The organism is Streptomyces sp. G5(2025), from assembly GCF_049542075.1.
Taxonomy (GTDB): domain Bacteria; phylum Actinomycetota; class Actinomycetes; order Streptomycetales; family Streptomycetaceae; genus Streptomyces.
The window spans coordinates 3,005,312-3,021,522 of the sequence record NZ_JBMUZT010000006.1; the positions used below are offsets into that span (position 1 = coordinate 3,005,312).

General features: G+C 71.1%; 12 protein-coding genes and 1 pseudogene. 3 read left to right on the top strand and 10 right to left on the bottom strand.

All coding sequences use genetic code 11. The features are described 5' to 3' along the window. Nucleotides 1–474: 474 nt before the first annotated feature. Nucleotides 475–1,482, bottom strand: coding sequence for a stage II sporulation protein M (locus tag ACOBQB_RS24355; RefSeq protein ID WP_423594247.1), 1,008 nt, complete (start codon nt 1,480–1,482; stop codon nt 475–477). Between the two features lie 88 nt (nt 1,483–1,570). On the opposite strand from ACOBQB_RS24355, the pseudogene ACOBQB_RS24360 reads away from it, so the two are divergent. Continuing rightward, nucleotides 1,571–2,568 (top strand): annotated as a pseudogene (locus ACOBQB_RS24360) (RDD family protein). A 34-nt stretch (nt 2,569–2,602) separates the two neighbouring features. On the opposite strand, the gene ACOBQB_RS24365 reads toward ACOBQB_RS24360, so the two are convergent. Further along, nucleotides 2,603–3,217, bottom strand: coding sequence for a hypothetical protein (locus ACOBQB_RS24365; RefSeq protein ID WP_423594248.1), 615 nt, complete (start codon nt 3,215–3,217; stop codon nt 2,603–2,605). An 87-nt stretch (nt 3,218–3,304) separates the two neighbouring features. Further along, complete coding sequence (gene ahcY / locus ACOBQB_RS24370; protein ID WP_423594249.1) at nt 3,305–4,762, bottom strand: adenosylhomocysteinase; 1,458 nt, start codon at nt 4,760–4,762, stop codon at nt 3,305–3,307. Nucleotides 4,763–5,215: 453 nt separating this feature from the next. Here ahcY and ACOBQB_RS24375 point away from each other — a divergent pair, with 453 nt between their 5' ends. Next, nucleotides 5,216–7,342 carry a fructose-specific PTS transporter subunit EIIC gene (locus ACOBQB_RS24375; protein ID WP_423594250.1) on the top strand — a complete coding sequence of 709 codons (2,127 nt, stop codon included), beginning with the start codon at nt 5,216–5,218 and terminating at the stop codon, nt 7,340–7,342. 426 nt (nt 7,343–7,768) lie between these two features. On the opposite strand, the gene ACOBQB_RS24380 is transcribed toward ACOBQB_RS24375, so the two are convergent. The 7 genes from ACOBQB_RS24380 to ACOBQB_RS24410 form a co-directional block, all read right to left on the bottom strand. After that, nucleotides 7,769–8,737, bottom strand: a complete 969-nt coding sequence (locus ACOBQB_RS24380) for a cation diffusion facilitator family transporter (protein ID WP_423594251.1) — start codon at nt 8,735–8,737, stop codon at nt 7,769–7,771. Nucleotides 8,738–8,869: 132 nt separating this feature from the next. Continuing rightward, on the bottom strand, nt 8,870–10,021 hold the full coding sequence (gene manA, locus ACOBQB_RS24385; RefSeq protein WP_423594252.1) for a mannose-6-phosphate isomerase, class I: 1,152 nt from the start codon (nt 10,019–10,021) through the stop codon (nt 8,870–8,872). Nucleotides 10,022–10,130: 109 nt separating this feature from the next. Then, nucleotides 10,131–11,330 (bottom strand): SIS domain-containing protein, encoded by a 1,200-nt coding sequence (locus ACOBQB_RS24390; protein ID WP_423594253.1) that lies wholly within the window; start codon nt 11,328–11,330, stop codon nt 10,131–10,133. Between the two features lie 68 nt (nt 11,331–11,398). Continuing rightward, nucleotides 11,399–11,575, bottom strand: a complete 177-nt coding sequence (locus tag ACOBQB_RS24395; protein WP_127912062.1) for a Trm112 family protein — start codon at nt 11,573–11,575, stop codon at nt 11,399–11,401. Nucleotides 11,576–11,788: 213 nt separating this feature from the next. Continuing rightward, nucleotides 11,789–13,153 carry a phosphomannomutase/phosphoglucomutase gene (locus ACOBQB_RS24400; protein WP_423594254.1) on the bottom strand — a complete coding sequence of 455 codons (1,365 nt, stop codon included), beginning with the start codon at nt 13,151–13,153 and terminating at the stop codon, nt 11,789–11,791. 128 nt (nt 13,154–13,281) lie between these two features. Then, the gene (locus ACOBQB_RS24405) at nt 13,282–14,898 is read right to left on the bottom strand and encodes an L-lactate permease (RefSeq protein ID WP_423594255.1); all 1,617 of its coding nucleotides are present in this window, start codon (nt 14,896–14,898) and stop codon (nt 13,282–13,284) included. Nucleotides 14,899–15,041: 143 nt separating this feature from the next. Further along, entirely contained in the window at nt 15,042–15,461 is a 420-nt protein-coding gene (locus ACOBQB_RS24410) for a DUF3499 domain-containing protein (protein ID WP_423594256.1), read from the bottom strand. A gap of 262 nt (nt 15,462–15,723) precedes the next feature. On the opposite strand from ACOBQB_RS24410, the gene ACOBQB_RS24415 reads away from it, so the two are divergent. Further along, a complete protein-coding gene (locus ACOBQB_RS24415) occupies nt 15,724–16,188 on the top strand; it encodes a metallopeptidase family protein (protein ID WP_423598724.1) in 465 nt (154 codons plus the stop codon). The last annotated feature ends 23 nt before the right edge of the window (nt 16,189–16,211 follow it).

Here is a 16,211-nt window from a genome sequence, read left to right on the forward strand (position 1 = left end):
CAACTCACCGAAGTGAGCCGGGGTATCAACATATCTGGCGTTGACTTTTGGCACGCTGTTGAGTTCTCAAGGAACGGACGCTTCCTTCGTACTCACCCTCTCGGGCTTTCCTCCGGGCGCTTCCCTTCGGTGTTTCTTTTGTTCTTGCGTTTCCGACTCTATCAGACTCTTTCGTGTCCGATTTCCTCGGTGCCTTTCCGGTTCCCGCTCCGGCCTTTCGGCTTTCGCGTTTCCCTTTCCGGCGGTTCCGACTTTATCAGAAGTTTTCGGCCGGTCTTACCGGGTCGAAGTTCCGATTGAATCGGGGGCGGCTCCTCAATTGATGTAATTCGAGAAGCAGGCCGACTTTAACTGTTGCCTCTGGCGCTTGTCCAGTTCTAGGCAACTGTTCGAATCTACCTCCCCAGTCCTTCCGTGTCAACGGTTTTCCCGGGGCGAAGAGGAGACTAGCAGCTCAGCAGGGTCGTACGCACATCACGCTGCCGTGGGGGCCGAGGCGCTGCGGTCGGTGCGGTCCAGGTCTCCCGTGTCACCCGCACGGGCCGCCCTGCCGCCCAGGACGTAGACGTAGGCGAGGAAGGCCAGTTCGGCGGCGACGCCGATGGCGATGCGGGCCCAGGTCGGCAGGCCCGAGGGCGTGACGAAGCCTTCGATGGCGCCCGATACGAACAGGACCAGTGCCAGGCCGATCGCCATGCCGAGGGCTGCGCGGCCTTCCTCGGCCAGGGCGGTGCGGCGGGTGCGCGGGCCCGGGTCGATGACGGTCCAGCCGAGGCGCAGGCCTGTGCCCGCGGCTACGAAGACGGCGGTCAGCTCCAGGAGGCCGTGGGGCAGGACCAGGCCGAGGAAGGTGTCGAGCCGGCCGGCCGATGACATCAGGCCGATGCCCACCCCCAGGTTGAGCATGTTCTGGAAGAGGATCCAGATGACGGGGAAGCACAGGAAGGCGCCCAGGACGAGACACATAGCGGCGGCCTGGGCGTTGTTCGTCCAGACCTGGGCCGCGAAGGACGCCGCCGGGTGGCTGGAGTAGTACGTCTCGTACTGGCCGCCGGGGCGGGTGAGCTCGCGCAGTTCACTGGGGGCAGCGATGGAGGACTGGACCTCCGGGTGCGTGGCGATCCACCAGCCGATGACTGCCGCGAGGGCCGTTGAGAGCAGGGCGGTCGGGACCCACCAGTGGCGGGAGCGGTAGACCGCCGCGGGGAAGCCGTGGGTCAGGAAGCGGGTCACGTCGTGCCAGGAGGCACGGCGTGTGCCGGTCACGGCGCTACGCGCGCGTGCGACGAGGTGGGTCAGTCGTCCGGTGAGCTGTGGGTCCGGTGCGCTGGACTGGATCAGGGAGAGGTGGGTGGCGGCACGCTGGTAGAGGGTGACGAGTTCGTCCGCTTCGGCTCCGGAGAGGCGGCGTTGGCGGCGTAGCAGGGCCTCCAGGCGGTCCCACTCGGCTCGGTGGGCGGACACGAAGACGTCGAGGTCCATCGGACGGCTGCTCCTCGTACTGCGGCGCGTGGTTGCTCAGCTTGGCAGACTGGCCAGTCCTAGGGCAGGGCAGGGAAGGGCGGCGGGCGTGAACGAGCTTGTGACGGGTGAGGCGGTGGCGCTGGAGCTGCGTCCCGCGAAGCTGCCGAGCCGGGCGCTGGCCGTGTTGATCGACATGGCGGTGGCGTGGGCCGTCTATCTCGCGGTGACCGTCGGAGTCATCGCTTCGACGTCCTCGTTGGATGACGCCGCTGCTGCCGCGGTGGCTGTCGCCAGTTTCGTACTCACTCTGGTCGGTGGTCCCATCGCGGTGGAGACGCTCAGTCATGGACGGTCGCTGGGGAAGCTGGCGTGCGGGCTTCGGGTGGTGCGGGACGACGGGGGGCCCATCCGGTTCCGGCACGCGTTGGTGCGGGGGGCCATCGGGGTCGTTGAGATTCTGCTGACCTTCGGGGTCGTGGCGTGTATCGCGTCGCTCGTGTCGGCGCGGGGGCGGCGGCTCGGGGACGTGTTCGCGGGAACCTTGGTGGTGCGCGAGCGCGTTCCCGCGGGGCGGACCGCTTTTGTGGCTCCGCCGCCGCCTTGGCTGGTGGGGCGGTTCTCCAGGCTCGATCTGTCCGGGGTCCCCGAGGGACTGTGGCTCGCGATCCGGCAGTACCTGACGCGGATGGGGCAGTTGGACCCGCAGGTGGGCTGGGCGATGGCGGAGCGGCTGGCCGGGGATCTCGCGGAGCGTACGGGGGCTCCGGCGCCGCAGGGTGTGCCGCCTGCCGCGTACCTGGCGGCCGTGGTGCATGAGCGGCAGGCGCGGGACGCGCGGCGGGCCTTCGGCGGGGCGGCACTCACTGGCGGCGGTGCTGCCGGGCCGGAAGCGGGGCCGGCGCCGGCTTCCCGCCCCTGTTCGGTTCCGGGCCTGGGGCCGGGGCCGGGTACAGCCCTGCGCCTGGCCACAGTTCCGCGTACGGCGGTGGCGGCGCCGCCCCGCTTCCGCCGCGCTCCGCCGCTCCCGGTGCCGTGTCGGCGCCGGAGCCGCGCGGGGGCGATGAGGCCGCGCCTCCGGCCACGGGGTTCGTGCCGCCCGCTTAGCCGGTCAGGGCGTGCGGAGGGGCAGCGGAGGGCGTCAGGCGAAGGTCGAGGGTGGGGTTTCGAGGTGTTCCAGCTCGATGCCGGGGGCCGAGAGGACGACGTCCCCGGTGATGTGGACCGCGTGCTGTTCGCCGGTGTCCAGGGCCGTGACCTGGTATTCGTCCACGATCAGCGGGCCGTTGTCAGTGGCGTGTGCTTCGCTTTTCAGCAGGGCCCAGGACTGGTCGAGGGTGCGGGGGGCGAGGACCGGGTCCGTGAAGGCGACCAGGCGGACGCGGGTCGCGGGGGAAGCGGAGGTCAGCCGCAGCAGCCGGGCCGTCGCGACGAGGAAGGCGGGGGATGTGCCGGTGAAGGCGTGGGCGGGTGCGTTGTCCTCGGTGGCGTGGGCGCCGGTGGGGTCGGTGCGGACCCAGGTGACGCCGTTGAGGGCGGCGGCGCGGACCTGCCAGTCGCCCGCGTGCAGTTCGAGACGGATGGGGCGGCCCCGGTCGTCGAGTGCGAGGTCGACGGAGCCCGCGGGGGTGCCGGAGGGGGCGGTTCGCTGGGAGACGTAGCGCCAGCCGGAGGGGCCGGGTGCGCAGTGGAAGTGTTCTTCGCCGAGAGGGGTGTGATCGTGCGGATCGTGGAGCGAATAACGGCCGCGGGGCATGGCTGGGGTCCTCCGGGAAAGGGGGCAGGCCCCCGCCGCGGGGGCGAGGGCCTGCTGAGGTGGTGCTGACCGGCGGCCGGTCGGCTGTCAGTAGCGGTAGTGGTCGGGCTTGAACGGGCCCTCTACCTCGACGCCGATGTACGCGGCCTGCTCGGGGCGGAGCGTCGTGAGCTTCACGCCGAGCGAGTCCAGGTGGAGGCGGGCGACCTTCTCGTCCAGGTGCTTGGGGAGCACGTAGACGTCGGTCGGGTACTCCTCCTGCTTGGTGAACAGCTCGATCTGGGCCAGGGTCTGGTCCGCGAACGAGTTGGACATCACGAAGGACGGGTGGCCGGTCGCGTTGCCCAGGTTGAGCAGGCGGCCCTCGGACAGCAGGATGAGGACCTTGCCGTCGGGGAACGTCCAGGTGTGGACCTGCGGCTTGACCTCGTCCTTGACGATGCCGGGGATGGCGGCCAGGCCGGCCATGTCGATCTCGTTGTCGAAGTGGCCGATGTTGCCCACGATCGCCTGGTGCTTCATCTTGGCCATGTCGGAGGCCATGATGATGTCCTTGTTGCCGGTCGTGGTGATGAAGATGTCGGCCTTGTCGACGACCTCGTCGAGCGTCGTGACCTGGTAGCCGTCCATCGCCGCCTGGAGCGCGCAGATCGGGTCGATCTCGGTGACGATCACGCGGGCGCCCTGGCCGCGCAGGGACTCCGCGCAGCCCTTGCCCACGTCGCCGTAGCCGCAGACGACGGCGGTCTTGCCGCCGATCAGGACGTCCGTGGCGCGGTTGATGCCGTCGATCAGCGAGTGGCGGCAGCCGTACTTGTTGTCGAACTTCGACTTCGTCACGGCGTCGTTCACGTTGATCGCCGGGAAGAGCAGCGTGCCGTCACGGTGCATCTCGTACAGGCGGTGGACGCCGGTCGTGGTCTCCTCGGTCACGCCGCGGATCTCCGAGGCGAGCTGGGTCCACTTCTGCGAGCCGTCGGTGATGGTGCGGTTGAGGAGCTCCAGGATGACGCGGTGCTCGTCGTTCTCGGCGGTGTCGACGGACGGGACCTTGCCGTCCTTCTCGTACTCGACGCCCTTGTGGACCAGGAGCGTGGCGTCGCCGCCGTCGTCCAGGATCATGTTCGGGCCGCCGGTGGGGGTGTTCGGCCAGGTCAGGGCCTGCTCCGTGCACCACCAGTACTCCTCCAGGGTCTCGCCCTTCCAGGCGAAGACCGGGACGCCCTGGGGGTTGTCCGGGGTGCCGTTCGGTCCGACGGCGATGGCCGCGGCGGCGTGGTCCTGGGTGGAGAAGATGTTGCAGGAGGCCCAGCGGACCTCGGCGCCGAGGGCGACGAGGGTCTCGATGAGCACGGCGGTCTGCACGGTCATGTGCAGGGAGCCGGTGACGCGGGCGCCGGCGAGCGGCTGGGTGGCGGCGTACTCCTTGCGGATCGCCATCAGGCCGGGCATCTCGTGCTCGGCGAGGGTGATCTCCTTGCGGCCGAACTCGGCGAGGGAGAGGTCGGCGACCTTGAAGTCCTGGCCGTTGGTGGCAGTCGTCATGAGTGAGCTGCTCCTCGTGGGGTTGGTCGAGGGTGGGCATGGCTGACCTGCGGCGTCGGGTACAAGGGTGTACCGGCGCGCGCGGCGCAGTCCGTCGGAGGCCCTCTCTCCCTCGGCCGGTCCGTGCGGGGACCGCCCGACCGCCATCAGCAGCGACGTCTGGCTCACCCACAAAGCTACACGGGTGGGTCGGCGAGCCCCAGCCCGCCTCTGGACACCCCTTTGACACTTCTCTGGGCACGGCTCACCGAGGGAAAGCCGTCAGACCCGGACGAAAGGGGACGTATGCGCGGACGTATGCGCGGACGATTGCGCTTTTTGATCCTGTGCCGACGTGTTGCAGGATGCCTTGGGATCGTGTCGCACGCCGCCTCGGCGAAGGGGTCGCAGGATGGCTTGGGAGCGGGGACGGGTGCGCGCGGTCTTGTCCGGCAAAGGCGTTAGGAGATCTACGTGACCAGTCCGGCCGACCCTCCCTCGGGCGAGGGCACCAGCGGGCAGCGGCGGCTGAAGCTGCTCGCGGTGACCGCTTGCCCGACCGGCATCGCCCACACGTACATGGCGGCGGAGAAGCTCTCGCAGGCCGCGGAGAGCCTCGGGATCGACATGAAGGTGGAGACTCAGGGTTCCATCGGTGCCGAGAACGTCCTGTCTGACAACGATGTCAGAGGTGCGGACGGCGTCATCATCGCGGCGGACAAGGACGTGGACCGTAGTCGTTTCGCGGGCAAGCGGGTGCTCTCCGTCGGGGTGTCCGAGGGCATCAGCCACCCGGAGCGGCTGATCGAGCGGGTGCGGAGCGCGCCTGTGTACGAGGGTGGCTCCGCCGGAGCCGCCGGAGCCTCTGGAACTGCTGGTCCTGCTGGTTCCGCTGCCGGGGGCGGGAGCGGTCGGGAGCGGAGCGCCGCGTACAAGGCGCTGATGAACGGCGTCTCGTACATGATTCCGTTCGTGGTGGTCGGCGGATTGCTGATCGCGATCTCGTTGGCGCTGGGCGGCGATGCCACGTCCAAGGGCTATGTGATCCCGGAGGGGACCTTCTGGGCACACGTGAACGCCATCGGGGTCATCGGGTTCACACTGATGGTGCCGATCCTGTCCGGTTACATCGCGTACGCCATCGGGGACCGGCCCGCGCTGGTGCCGGGCATGATCGGCGGGTGGATCGCCAACACCGGTGAGCTGTACGACTCCAAGGCGGGGGCCGGTTTCATCGGGGCCATCGTGACCGGTTTCCTGGCCGGTTATCTGGTGGTGTGGATCAAGAAGGTCAAGGTCCCGAAGTTCGTCCGGCCGATCATGCCGATCATCGTGATCCCGATCGTCGCGACGACGGCGCTCGGGCTGTTCTTCATCTACGTCATCGGCAAGCCGATCTCGTGGGTCTTCGAGCACCTGACCGACTGGCTCAGCGGCATGACCGGGACCAGTGCGATCCTGTTGGGCGCGATTCTCGGGCTCATGATCGCGTTCGACATGGGCGGGCCGGTCAACAAGACCGCGTTCCTCTTCGGTACGGGGCTCATCGCGACCGGCAACCAGACCGTGATGGGTATGTGCGCCGCCGCCATCCCCGTGATGCCGCTCGGGCAGGGCCTCGCCACGCTGATCCGGCGGCGGCTCTACTCGGAGCAGGAGCGCGAGACCGGGATGGCCTCGCTGTTCATGGGGATGTTCGGGATCTCGGAAGGTGCGATTCCGTTCGCCGCGGCGCGGCCCGCGCAGGTGATCCCCGCCAACATGCTCGGCGGCGCGGTCGCCGGAGCCGTCGCGGGGATGGCGGGCGTGAAGGACGCGGTGCCGCACGGCGGGCCGATCGTGGCGGTGCTGGGTGCGATCGGTGGTGTACCGATGTTCTTTGTGGCGGTGGCCATCGGGACGGTCGTCACCGCGCTGGCCACGGTGGCGCTCATCGACCTCAGTGAGCGGAAGGGGCGTGGGGAGGCCGTGGCCCGTGGGTCGGTTGGGACGAGTGGGCCCGAGCCGGTGCTCGCGGGGGCCAGGGCGACTGCCGGAGGTGCGGACGTGCCGGTTGTGGCTTCCTCGGCGGGGGCGGCCCAGGAGGAGGCACCGGATGCCGCTGCGGTTGCGGAGGCGGAGGCGGCGGTGGAGGCACCGGGCGACGAGGTTCTCTCCGGTTACCTCACCGAGCGGACCGTGAAGGTCCAGTTGGAGGCCCGGGACAAGGAGGCCGCGATCCGCGAGATGGCCTCGCTGCTCGCCGCCACGGGCACGGTCGACGACGTGGAGGAGCTGGTGCGCACCGCCCTGCGGCGCGAGGCGCAGGGCACCACGGGGCTCGGCGAGGAGATCGCCATCCCGCACGCGAAGACCGACGCGGTGAGCGCTCCGGTCGTCGGGTTCGCGCGCTCGGCGGAGGGCATCGAGTGGGGCTCCTTGGACGGTACGAAGGCCAAGCTGATCTTCATGATCTCCGTACCGGAGGCGGCCGCCGGGGACGAGCACCTGCGGATTCTGGCGCTGTTGTCGCGGAAGCTGATGGACACGGGCTTCCGTGAGCGGTTGGAGGCGGCACCGGACGACGCCGCGATTCTCGACGTGCTGCGTGAGGTGCGGTAGCGAGGGTCTTCGTTCGGCGGGCGACGCCGTGTCGCCGCCGAGGTCCGATGGGCTGACGTATGCGGGGCCGGGGGTGCGTCGATGGGCCCGCGCTGTGGCGGCCGGCCTTCGTGTCGGGGCGGACCCGCGCCTGCATATGCCCTCAGGCCCACACGTCTACAGGCGTAAATGGGCCCGTCGACGCGTCCAGTGAGGTGCATGGGCCCACAGCCCTGTTCAGGTCGGACCGCCCCGCACCGGCGCCCCCGCCCGCCCACGCTCCACAACCGCCCGCCCTGCCCACGCTCCCAGCCCTCATACGCCAACGGGGCCCCACACCATGCCCGGTGCGGGGCCCCTCGGCTTACGTAGAGTCGCATGCAGTCCTATGCAGTCGTATGCACGAGCGGACGTACAAACAGAACGAACGGACGAACTGAGGCAGACTCAGTCGCCGTCAGGCGCGCTCGGCGGCTTCGCCGAGTTGGTGGCGGCGGTTGCCGGCGGCTCGCTGTAGATGTCCGGTTCCAGGTAGATCACGCGGGCGATCGGGACCGCCGCGCGGATGCGGTCCTCGGCGGCGTTGATCGCGGCGGCCACCTCGGTGGCGGTGTCGTCGTGCTGGACGGCGATCTTGGCGGCGACGAGGAGTTCCTCGGGGCCGAGGTGGAGCGTGCGCATGTGGATGACCTTGGTGACCGTGTCGCCGTCGACCAGGGCCTTCTCGATCTTGGTGACCTCCTCCGTGCCCGCGGCCTCGCCGAGCAGCAGCGACTTGGTCTCCGCCGCGAGGATGATCGCGATGGCGATGAGCAGGACGCCGATGCAGAGGGTGCCGATGCCGTCCCAGACGCCGTCGCCGGTGGCGAGGGCCAGGCCGACGCCGCAGAGGGCGAGGACCAGGCCGACCAGCGCGCCGAGGTCCTCCAGGAGGACGACCGGCAGCTCGGGGGCCTTCGCGCGGCGGACGAACTGCGTCCACGACAGGTTGCCGCGCAGCTGGTTGGACTCCTTGATGGCGGTCCGGAAGGAGAACGTCTCGGCGATGATCGCGAAGACCAGGACGCCGACCGGCCAGTACCAGTGCTCGATCTCGTGCGGGTCCTTGATCTTCTCGTAGCCCTCGTAGATCGCGAACATGCCGCCGACCGAGAAGAGGACGATCGAGACGAGGAAGGCGTAGATGTAGCGCTCGCGGCCGTAGCCGAACGGGTGTTGCGGGGTCGCCTCGCGCTGGGCCTTCTTGCCGCCGACGAGCAGCAGCCCCTGGTTGCCGGAGTCGGCGAGCGAGTGGACGCTCTCGGCGAGCATCGACGAGGAGCCGCTGAAGATGAACGCGACGAATTTCGCCACCGCGATCGCGAGGTTCGCGGCGAGTGCCGCGACGATCGCCTTTGTTCCGCCTGACGCGCTCATAAGTGCCGGGAATCCCTTCGCCTTCGTGTGTGCTCTGCCATCGCCGACGGGCGCGGCTCCGGTGCTCTGCCCGGCTGCTTTGCCCGTCCTTTGCGGTGGGTCATTGTTGCAGCACAGGAGAGTGTTGATGCGTCAGGCCACCACAGTGGCCCGGAAAACCGTGCCCACTCCGGACACTTCGGCCTTTTCTCCCCCGGGGACGAACACGGACTGGCCGGGCGTCAGGGGCAGTTCGCCCGCGCGGACGGCGCCCGCGGTGCAGAGCAGGATCTGCGGGGTGGCGGCGGTGAGGTCGTGCGGGGCGGCGCCCTCCGGCAGCACGAAGCGGGAGAGGCGGAATTCGTCGGTCGGGGTTTCGTAGATCTCTTCGCCGGCGGGGGTCGCCTCGGGGCGCAGGACGCCGGGGTCGGTCGGCTCGAAGCGGACGATGCGCAACAGCTCGGGTACGTCGACGTGCTTGGGGGTCAGGCCGCAGCGCAGGACGTTGTCGGAGTTGGCCATGATCTCGACGCCGAGGCCTTCGAGGTAGGCGTGCGGGACGCCGGCGCCGAGGAACAGGGCCTCGCCGGGCTGGAGTCGTACGTGGTTGAGGAGCATCGCGGCGATGACGCCGGGGTCGCCCGGGTAGTGGTGGGCGATGCCGGCGTACGGAGCGTAGGGGCCGCCGAGGCGCTGGGCCGCGGCTGTGACCTCGGTGACGGTCTCGGCCATCTGTTCGGGGTCGGCGGTCAGTACGGCCGTCAGGACCTCGCGTAGGGCGGCGTCTTCGGGGTGGGCGCGCAGGAGGTCGACGTACGGCTTGAGGGAGTCGACGCCGAGGGCCTCCAGGAGGTCGGCGGTCTCGGCGGGGGCGCGGAAGCCGCACAGGCCGTCGAACGGCGTGAGGGCGCAGATCAGTTCGGGCTTGTGGTTGGCGTCCTTGTAGTTGCGGTGCGGGGCGTCCAGGGGGACACCGCGGCTCTCCTCGTCCTCGTAACCCTCCTTGGCCTGGGCGAGATCGGGGTGCACCTGGAGCGAGAGCGGGGCGCCCGCGGCGAGGATCTTGAGGAGGAAGGGCAGGCGCGGGCCGAACTTGGCGGCCGCCCGCGGGCCCAGTTCACGCTCCGGGTCCGCCTCGATGACCTCGTTGAGCGCGCCGCGCCCGGTGCCCGAGGGGGCCCCCGGGTGGGCGCCCATCCACATCTCGGCCTGCGGCTCACCGCTCGGCTCGACGCCGAGGAGCTCCGCGATGGCGGTGGGGGAACCCCAGGCGTAGGGGCGGATGGTGTTGCTGAGGCGGTCCACGGAGGGGCTCTCCCTTACTGCGTACGCGAATGCTGAACTGCCGGCGGTCCGGCGGCCGGCGGGGATGTGGGCGACAGTGCGGCGGCCGGCGGGGATGTGGCTGGAGCGGTCATGATCGGCCCCCGGAGGCGAGCGCCAGGTAAACGGCGGCGAAATCCGTGATGGCGATCAGCTCCGCGAGCGCCTCCAGTTCGTCGGTGGCCTCCGGCTCCAGCTCGCTGAGCGCGACGTCGTGGCCGTGCGCCAGCTCGCGGGCGGCGGGTGCCGCGGTGAGGCCGCCGAGGTCCACCGGGCGGTCGCGGAGCAGCACCACGCGGGCGCGCAGGGCCGCAGGGTCGTCGACGCGGTCGCGGAAGAAGTCGTCGGTGTCGTCGCCGCCCGCGGGGTTGCCCGCGAGCAGGCAGCCGTGGGCGGGCAGGGCCTCGGGCAGCTCGGCGGCGAGGGCCGCGTGCCCGGCCAGCTCGGCGAGGGTGGCGGCGAAGCGGCGGCCCGCGGCGCCCGCGGACTGGCCCTCGGTCCAGATGAGCGGGAGCGCGTCGGCGAGCTCGGCGGCGAGCGTCTTGGCGGGGTTGCTGTACGTCGCGATGGCCGGGCCGCAGCGTTCCGCGACGCGGTCGAGGCGGTCGGCGACCTTCTGCAGGGTGTCGACCGGGGCGGCGATCAGGCCGGTGCGGTCCAGGAGGACGAGGAGCGGGACGATCAGGGCCCACAGGGTGCAGGGGGCGCCGGGCGCGGCTTCGTCCTCGACGCGGCGTGCCTCGTACGAGGCGGTCTCCCGGGTGGCTTCGTCGTGCGCGCCCTCGTAGGCGCCGTAGGGCGAGGTGGCCAGGGGCACGGTGAGGCCGTGGCTGCCCGCCACGCTCTCCGCGAGGGGGGTGCGCGCGGGGGCGACGGCGACGACCGTGCAGCCGCGGCGGTACGCCTGCTCGGCGAGGAGGGAGAGACCCGGTTCGGAGCCGTCCGGGGTGGCGATGAGCAGCAGGTCCACCGGTCCGACCCAGCCGGGCAGGGCCCAGCGCAGGGCACCCGCGGCGGGGGCGACGCCGGTCGGGGCCAGGCGGATGACGGGGCAGGTGGCGCCCGCGAGGCCGTCGAGCAGATCGGCGACGCAGACGGCCGCGGTGCCCGGGCCCGCGATCAGGATGGCGCGGGGGCGGCCGTCGGGCTTCAGTTCCGTCAACCCGGCCTCGGCGGCGTGCCGGACCGCTGTGCGGACCCGGGCGCCCGCCTCGGCCGCGCCGCGCAGCAGTCCGCGGCGGTCGGCGCGGGCCAGCGCCTCGGGGTCGTCGAGCAAGGACTCGTCGAGCATGGGGAGGGGCCTCCGATCGCCGTGCGCGGCTTCCTGCGCGCTGCTGGGTCGTGCCGGGGCGGGTGCCGTTACGCGGGGCGGCGGGCCTCGTCGACCAGCAGTACGGGGATGCCGTCGCGGACGGGGTAGGCGAGGCCGCACTCCTTGGCGTCCGCCGTGCAGATCAGCTCGCTGTCCGTCTCCTTGAGCGGGGCGTGACAGGCCGGGCAGGCGAGGATCTCCAGGAGGCCGGCTTCGAGCGCCATGGGGTGGGTCCCTTCGAGCTGATGTGGTGAGGTTTTTAGAGCTGATGTAGTGAGGTTCTTCCGCGGCCGCGCCGCGGTTCCGCCGGGTCCCGCGAGGCGGCGGACCGCGGTCCCGCGGTGCGGGATTCAGCGGTGTCGCCTCACAGGATGCGGCCCGGTCAGCCTACCTCCGTGGCAGGCGGCCCGGGTGGCCGTCAGCCGCGGATGATCCCGTCAGCCGCGGATGATGGCCAGCGCCTCGTCGCGGACCTTGGCCATGGTGGCCTCGTCCCTGGCCTCCACGTTCAGCCGCAGGAGCGGCTCGGTGTTGGAGGCGCGGACGTTGAACCACCAGTCGGCGGCGGTGACCGTCAGGCCGTCCAGCTCGTCCAGGGCGACCCCGTCCTGTCCCTCGTACGCCGTCTTGATGGCTGCCAGGCGGGCGGTCTGGTCGTCGACCGTGGAGTTGATCTCGCCGGAGCCGGCGTAGCGGTCGTACTGCGCGACGAGGCCGGAGAGCGGGCCGTCCTGCTCGGCGAGGGCCGCGAGGACGTGGAGGGCGGCGAGCATGCCCGTGTCCGCGTTCCAGAAGTCCTTGAAGTAGTAGTGCGCGGAGTGCTCGCCGCCGAAGATCGCGCCGGTCCTGGCCATCTCCGCCTTGATGAAGGAGTGGCCCACGCGCGTGCGCACCGGCGTGCCGCCGTTCTCCTTGACGACCTCCGGGACCGACCAGGAGGTGATCAGGTTGTGGATGACCGTGCCGGAGCCGCCGTGCTTGGCCAGCTCGCGGGAGGCCACCAGGGCGGTGATGGCCGACGGGGAGACCGGGGCGCCGTTCTCGTCGACGACGAAGCAGCGGTCCGCGTCGCCGTCGAAGGCGATGCCCAGGTCGGCGCCCTCGGCGCGCACGCGCTCCTGGAGGTCCACGATGTTGGCCGGGTCGAGGGGGTTGGCCTCGTGGTGGGGGAAGGTGCCGTCCAGCTCGAAGTACATCGGCACGAGCTCCAGGGGCAGGCCCTCGAAGACGGTGGGGACGGTGTGCCCGCCCATGCCGTTGCCCGCGTCGACGACGACCTTCAGGCTGCGGTTGGCCCTCAGGTCGACAAGGCCGCGCAGGTGCGTGGCGTAGTCGGTGAGGGTGTCGCGCTGCGTGAGGGTGCCGGGGGTCGCCGCGGGCTCGGGGGCGCCGGTCTCGGACCAGCCCTCCACCAGGGCGCGGATCTCCGCGAGGCCGGTGTCCTGGCCGACCGGGGCAGCGCCCGCCCGGCACATCTTGATGCCGTTGTACTGGGCGGGGTTGTGCGAGGCGGTGAACATCGCGCCCGGCAGGTTCAGCGCGCCCGAGGCGTAGTACAGCTGGTCCGTCGAGCAGAGGCCGATCTCCGTGACGTCCACACCACGCGCCGCCGCCCCGCGCGCGAAGGCCCGTGAGAGCCCCGGCGACGAGGGGCGCATGTCATGGCCCACCACGATCGCGTCCGCCGCCGTGACCTGCGCGAAAGCCGCCCCGAACAGCTCGGCCAGCGACTCGTCCCACTGATCCGGGACCACCCCGCGAACGTCGTACGCCTTCACGATCTGGGACAGATCAGCAGTCACGGCCAACCCTCTCTACAAGCTCTGCGAGTTACGTCGGTACGTCGGTCACCCCACGTCGGTCGTCCCAAACTACCCGCAACGACCGACAACGAACGGTGAGCGGGGAGTGAGCCGCGGCCCGGCCCCCGTCACGGAAGCATCCAGCCGAGCACGGCCGTGCTCTGCCCGACCACGATCAGGCACATCACGAGGAGCAGGCCGAGGCTCCACGGCAGCACCTTGCGCAGCAGATCGCCCTCCTTCCCGGCGAGGCCGACGGCGGCGCACGCGATCGTCAGGTTCTGCGGGGAGATCATCTTGCCGAGGACGCCGCCCGAGCTGTTGGCGGCCGCGAGCAGCTCCGGCGAGAGCCCGGACTGCTGGGCCGCCGTCACCTGGAGGGCGCCGAAGAGGGCGTTGGCGGAGGTGTCGGAGCCGGTCACCGCGACGCCGAACCAGCCGAGCACCGGCGACAGGAAGGCGAGGCCCGCGCCCGCCGCCGCTACGTAGTGCCCGATCGTGGCGGCCTGCCCGGAGAGGTTCATGACGTACGCGAGGGCAAGGACGGACGTCACGGTGAGGATCGCGAAGCGCAACTCGTGGACGGTGGCCGCCCATTCCCGTACCGCCACGCGCGCGTGCACCCCGATGACCGCCGCCGTGCCCACCCCGGCGAGCAGGACGAGTGTCCCGCCGGTCGCCACGAGCGGCAGCGAGAAGACGTTGCCGCCGACCGGGTCTCCCGAAGGGTCGGCCACGCTCAGGAAGGGCCAGTCGAAGGTCCGGGTCGCCTTCACGAGGAGGTCCTTGACGGCCGGTATCTGGGCGAGCGAGAAGACGGCGACGATGAGGGCGTAGGGGGCGTAGGCCCGCAGCACCTCGGGGCGCGGGTCGTCTTGGTCGAGGTCGTCGCTGCGTACGCCGGTGAGGACCGCGGCGCGCACGGGCTCGGCGGCGGGCTTGCGCGCGTGCGGCACGGCCATCAGCGCGCCCGCGCCCGCCAGGGCCGCCCCGATGTCGGCGAGTTGCGCGGAGACGTAGTTGGAGGCCGCGAACTGGGCTACGGCGAACGCGGCTCCGCACGCCAGGGCCGGCACCCAGGTCTCGCGCAGCCCGCGCCGCCCGTCCACGAGCCACACCAGGAGCAGCGGCACGACCAGGGCGAGCAGCGGGGTCTGGCGGCCGACGACCGTGGCGACGGTGTCCAGCGGCAGGCCCGTCACCTGGGCGAGCGTCACCACGGGCGTGCCCATGGCGCCGAAGGCCACGGGCGCGGTGTTGGCGACGAGGGCGACGACCGCGGCGCGCACCGGGTCGAAGCCGAGGGCGACGAGCATGACCGCGCTGATCGCGACGGGCGCCCCGAAGCCGGCGAGGGCCTCCAGGAGCGCCCCGAAGCAGAACGCCACGACGAGCGCCTGGATGCGCGGGTCGTCGGAGAGCCGCCCGAAGGAGCGGCGCAGGATGTCGAAGTGCCGGGTGCGGACGGTCATGCGGTACACCCACAGGGCGTTGACGACGATCCACAGGATGGGGAAAAGCCCGAAGAGGGCTCCTTGTGCGGCGCTGGAGGCGGTCTGGCCGAGCGGCATGCCGTACGCGAGCCAGGCGACGAGGACGGCGACCGCGAGGCCGATGAGGCCGGCCCGGTGGGCCTTCATGCGGACGGCGCCGAGGAGGACGAGGACGGTCAGGAGGGGCAGGGTCGCGACGAGTGCGGACAGGCCGAGTGAGTCGGCCACGGGCTCCAGTTGCTGCACGTACACGGAACGCCTCCCGGGCTATGGGGTGGCGAAATCGTCATGGCCTTGATGAATGGGCGTCAACGTGCGGGACGGAGAAGATCCGGTGAAGGGGCGTCAGGCTCCGCTTCGGAAGCGTTCAGGGCGCGGGGAAGGGCAGCACGCGTTCAGGATTCAGGGGAACGCAGCACTCGGAGGTGGCCGCGTCGCGCGACCTCCATGGGGTCCGCCCTGCGGGCGCCGCCGGCCTCGGCCGCGCGCTCCTGGGGGCGGGCCGCCTCGCGCACGGCGTTGGCGAGCGCTTCGAGGTCGTCGCCCGAGGGCCGGGCCGGGCCGGAGGCGTCGGCGAGCCGGACGACCTCCCAGCCACGCGGCGCGGTGAGGCGCTCGGAGTGCTCGGCGCACAGGTCGTAGCAGTGGGGTTCGGCGTAGGTGGCGAGGGGGCCGAGGACCGCGGTCGAGTCGGCGTAGACGTACGTCAGCGTCGCGACGGCGGGACGGCCGCAAGCGGTGCGCGAACAGCGACGTACAGGGCTCACGACGTTGGACGGTACCGCACTCTTGAGCGGGCCGCGACGACTCTCCATGAGGTCACTCCACCGTGTCGTGCCGTGGGCGCCGCGTCGACGTGGCCCGAGGGCACCGTGTTGACCTGCGCAGACGCCGGTGACCACTGGGGCAGGTGGTGTTGAATCCGGTCACCACATGGCGCGAATCACGTCATGTGGCAGGTACTCACCGATCCAGGAGAGATACGGAATTGAGTCCAAGCTCGTCCGGAACGGTCAGGAAGCGACATGCCGCGCACCACCCGGAAAGGCCGATTCCGGGGACTACGCTTCATCAGTGATGGACGACCCCGTACAGCCCCGTTCCGCAGAACCGAGGCCCCGCCGCCGCGACCGCCACGGCAGGGGCATGCGCGGTCCCGTGGCGCCGCCGCAGGTACCGCTCTCCGCGAGCCGCGCCGAGGCCTTCACGGACCTCGTACAGGACTCCGTGGAGCGGCTTGAGCGGCGCTGGCCCCAGCTCGCGGAGGTGGAGTTCCTGGTCCTGGAGGTGCCGCCGCTGGGTGGCCCCGGCGGGCCCGACGGGGAGTGGCACGACGAGGCGGTGCCGCTGGGCAGCTCCCTCTCCGCGGCCGAGGGGAAGCCGGCCCGCGTGATCATCTACCGGCGGCCGGTCGAGATCCGCACCAAGGGGCGCGACGAGCGCGCCGCCCTGGTGCACGAGGTGGTCGTCGAGCAGGTCGCCGATCTGCTCGGCCTCTCCCCCGAGTCGGTCGATCCGCGCTACGGCGGCGACGAGGACTGACGTCCGCCCCCTCCGCTTCCGTC

Excerpts from the sequence above, each read along its gene's own strand:
- ACOBQB_RS24355 (WP_423594247.1), bottom strand. The coding sequence starts at position 1,482 with ATGGACCTCGACGTCTTCGTGTCCGCCCACCGAGCCGAGTGGGACCGC.
- ACOBQB_RS24365 (WP_423594248.1), bottom strand. The coding sequence starts at position 3,217 with ATGCCCCGCGGCCGTTATTCGCTCCACGATCCGCACGATCACACCCCT.
- ahcY (WP_423594249.1), bottom strand. The coding sequence starts at position 4,762 with ATGACGACTGCCACCAACGGCCAGGACTTCAAGGTCGCCGACCTCTCC.
- ACOBQB_RS24380 (WP_423594251.1), bottom strand. The coding sequence starts at position 8,737 with ATGAGCGCGTCAGGCGGAACAAAGGCGATCGTCGCGGCACTCGCCGCG.
- ACOBQB_RS24390 (WP_423594253.1), bottom strand. The coding sequence starts at position 11,330 with ATGCTCGACGAGTCCTTGCTCGACGACCCCGAGGCGCTGGCCCGCGCC.
- ACOBQB_RS24395 (WP_127912062.1), bottom strand. The coding sequence starts at position 11,575 with ATGGCGCTCGAAGCCGGCCTCCTGGAGATCCTCGCCTGCCCGGCCTGT.
- ACOBQB_RS24410 (WP_423594256.1), bottom strand. The coding sequence starts at position 15,461 with ATGGAGAGTCGTCGCGGCCCGCTCAAGAGTGCGGTACCGTCCAACGTC.
- ACOBQB_RS24415 (WP_423598724.1), top strand. The coding sequence starts at position 15,724 with ATGGACGACCCCGTACAGCCCCGTTCCGCAGAACCGAGGCCCCGCCGC.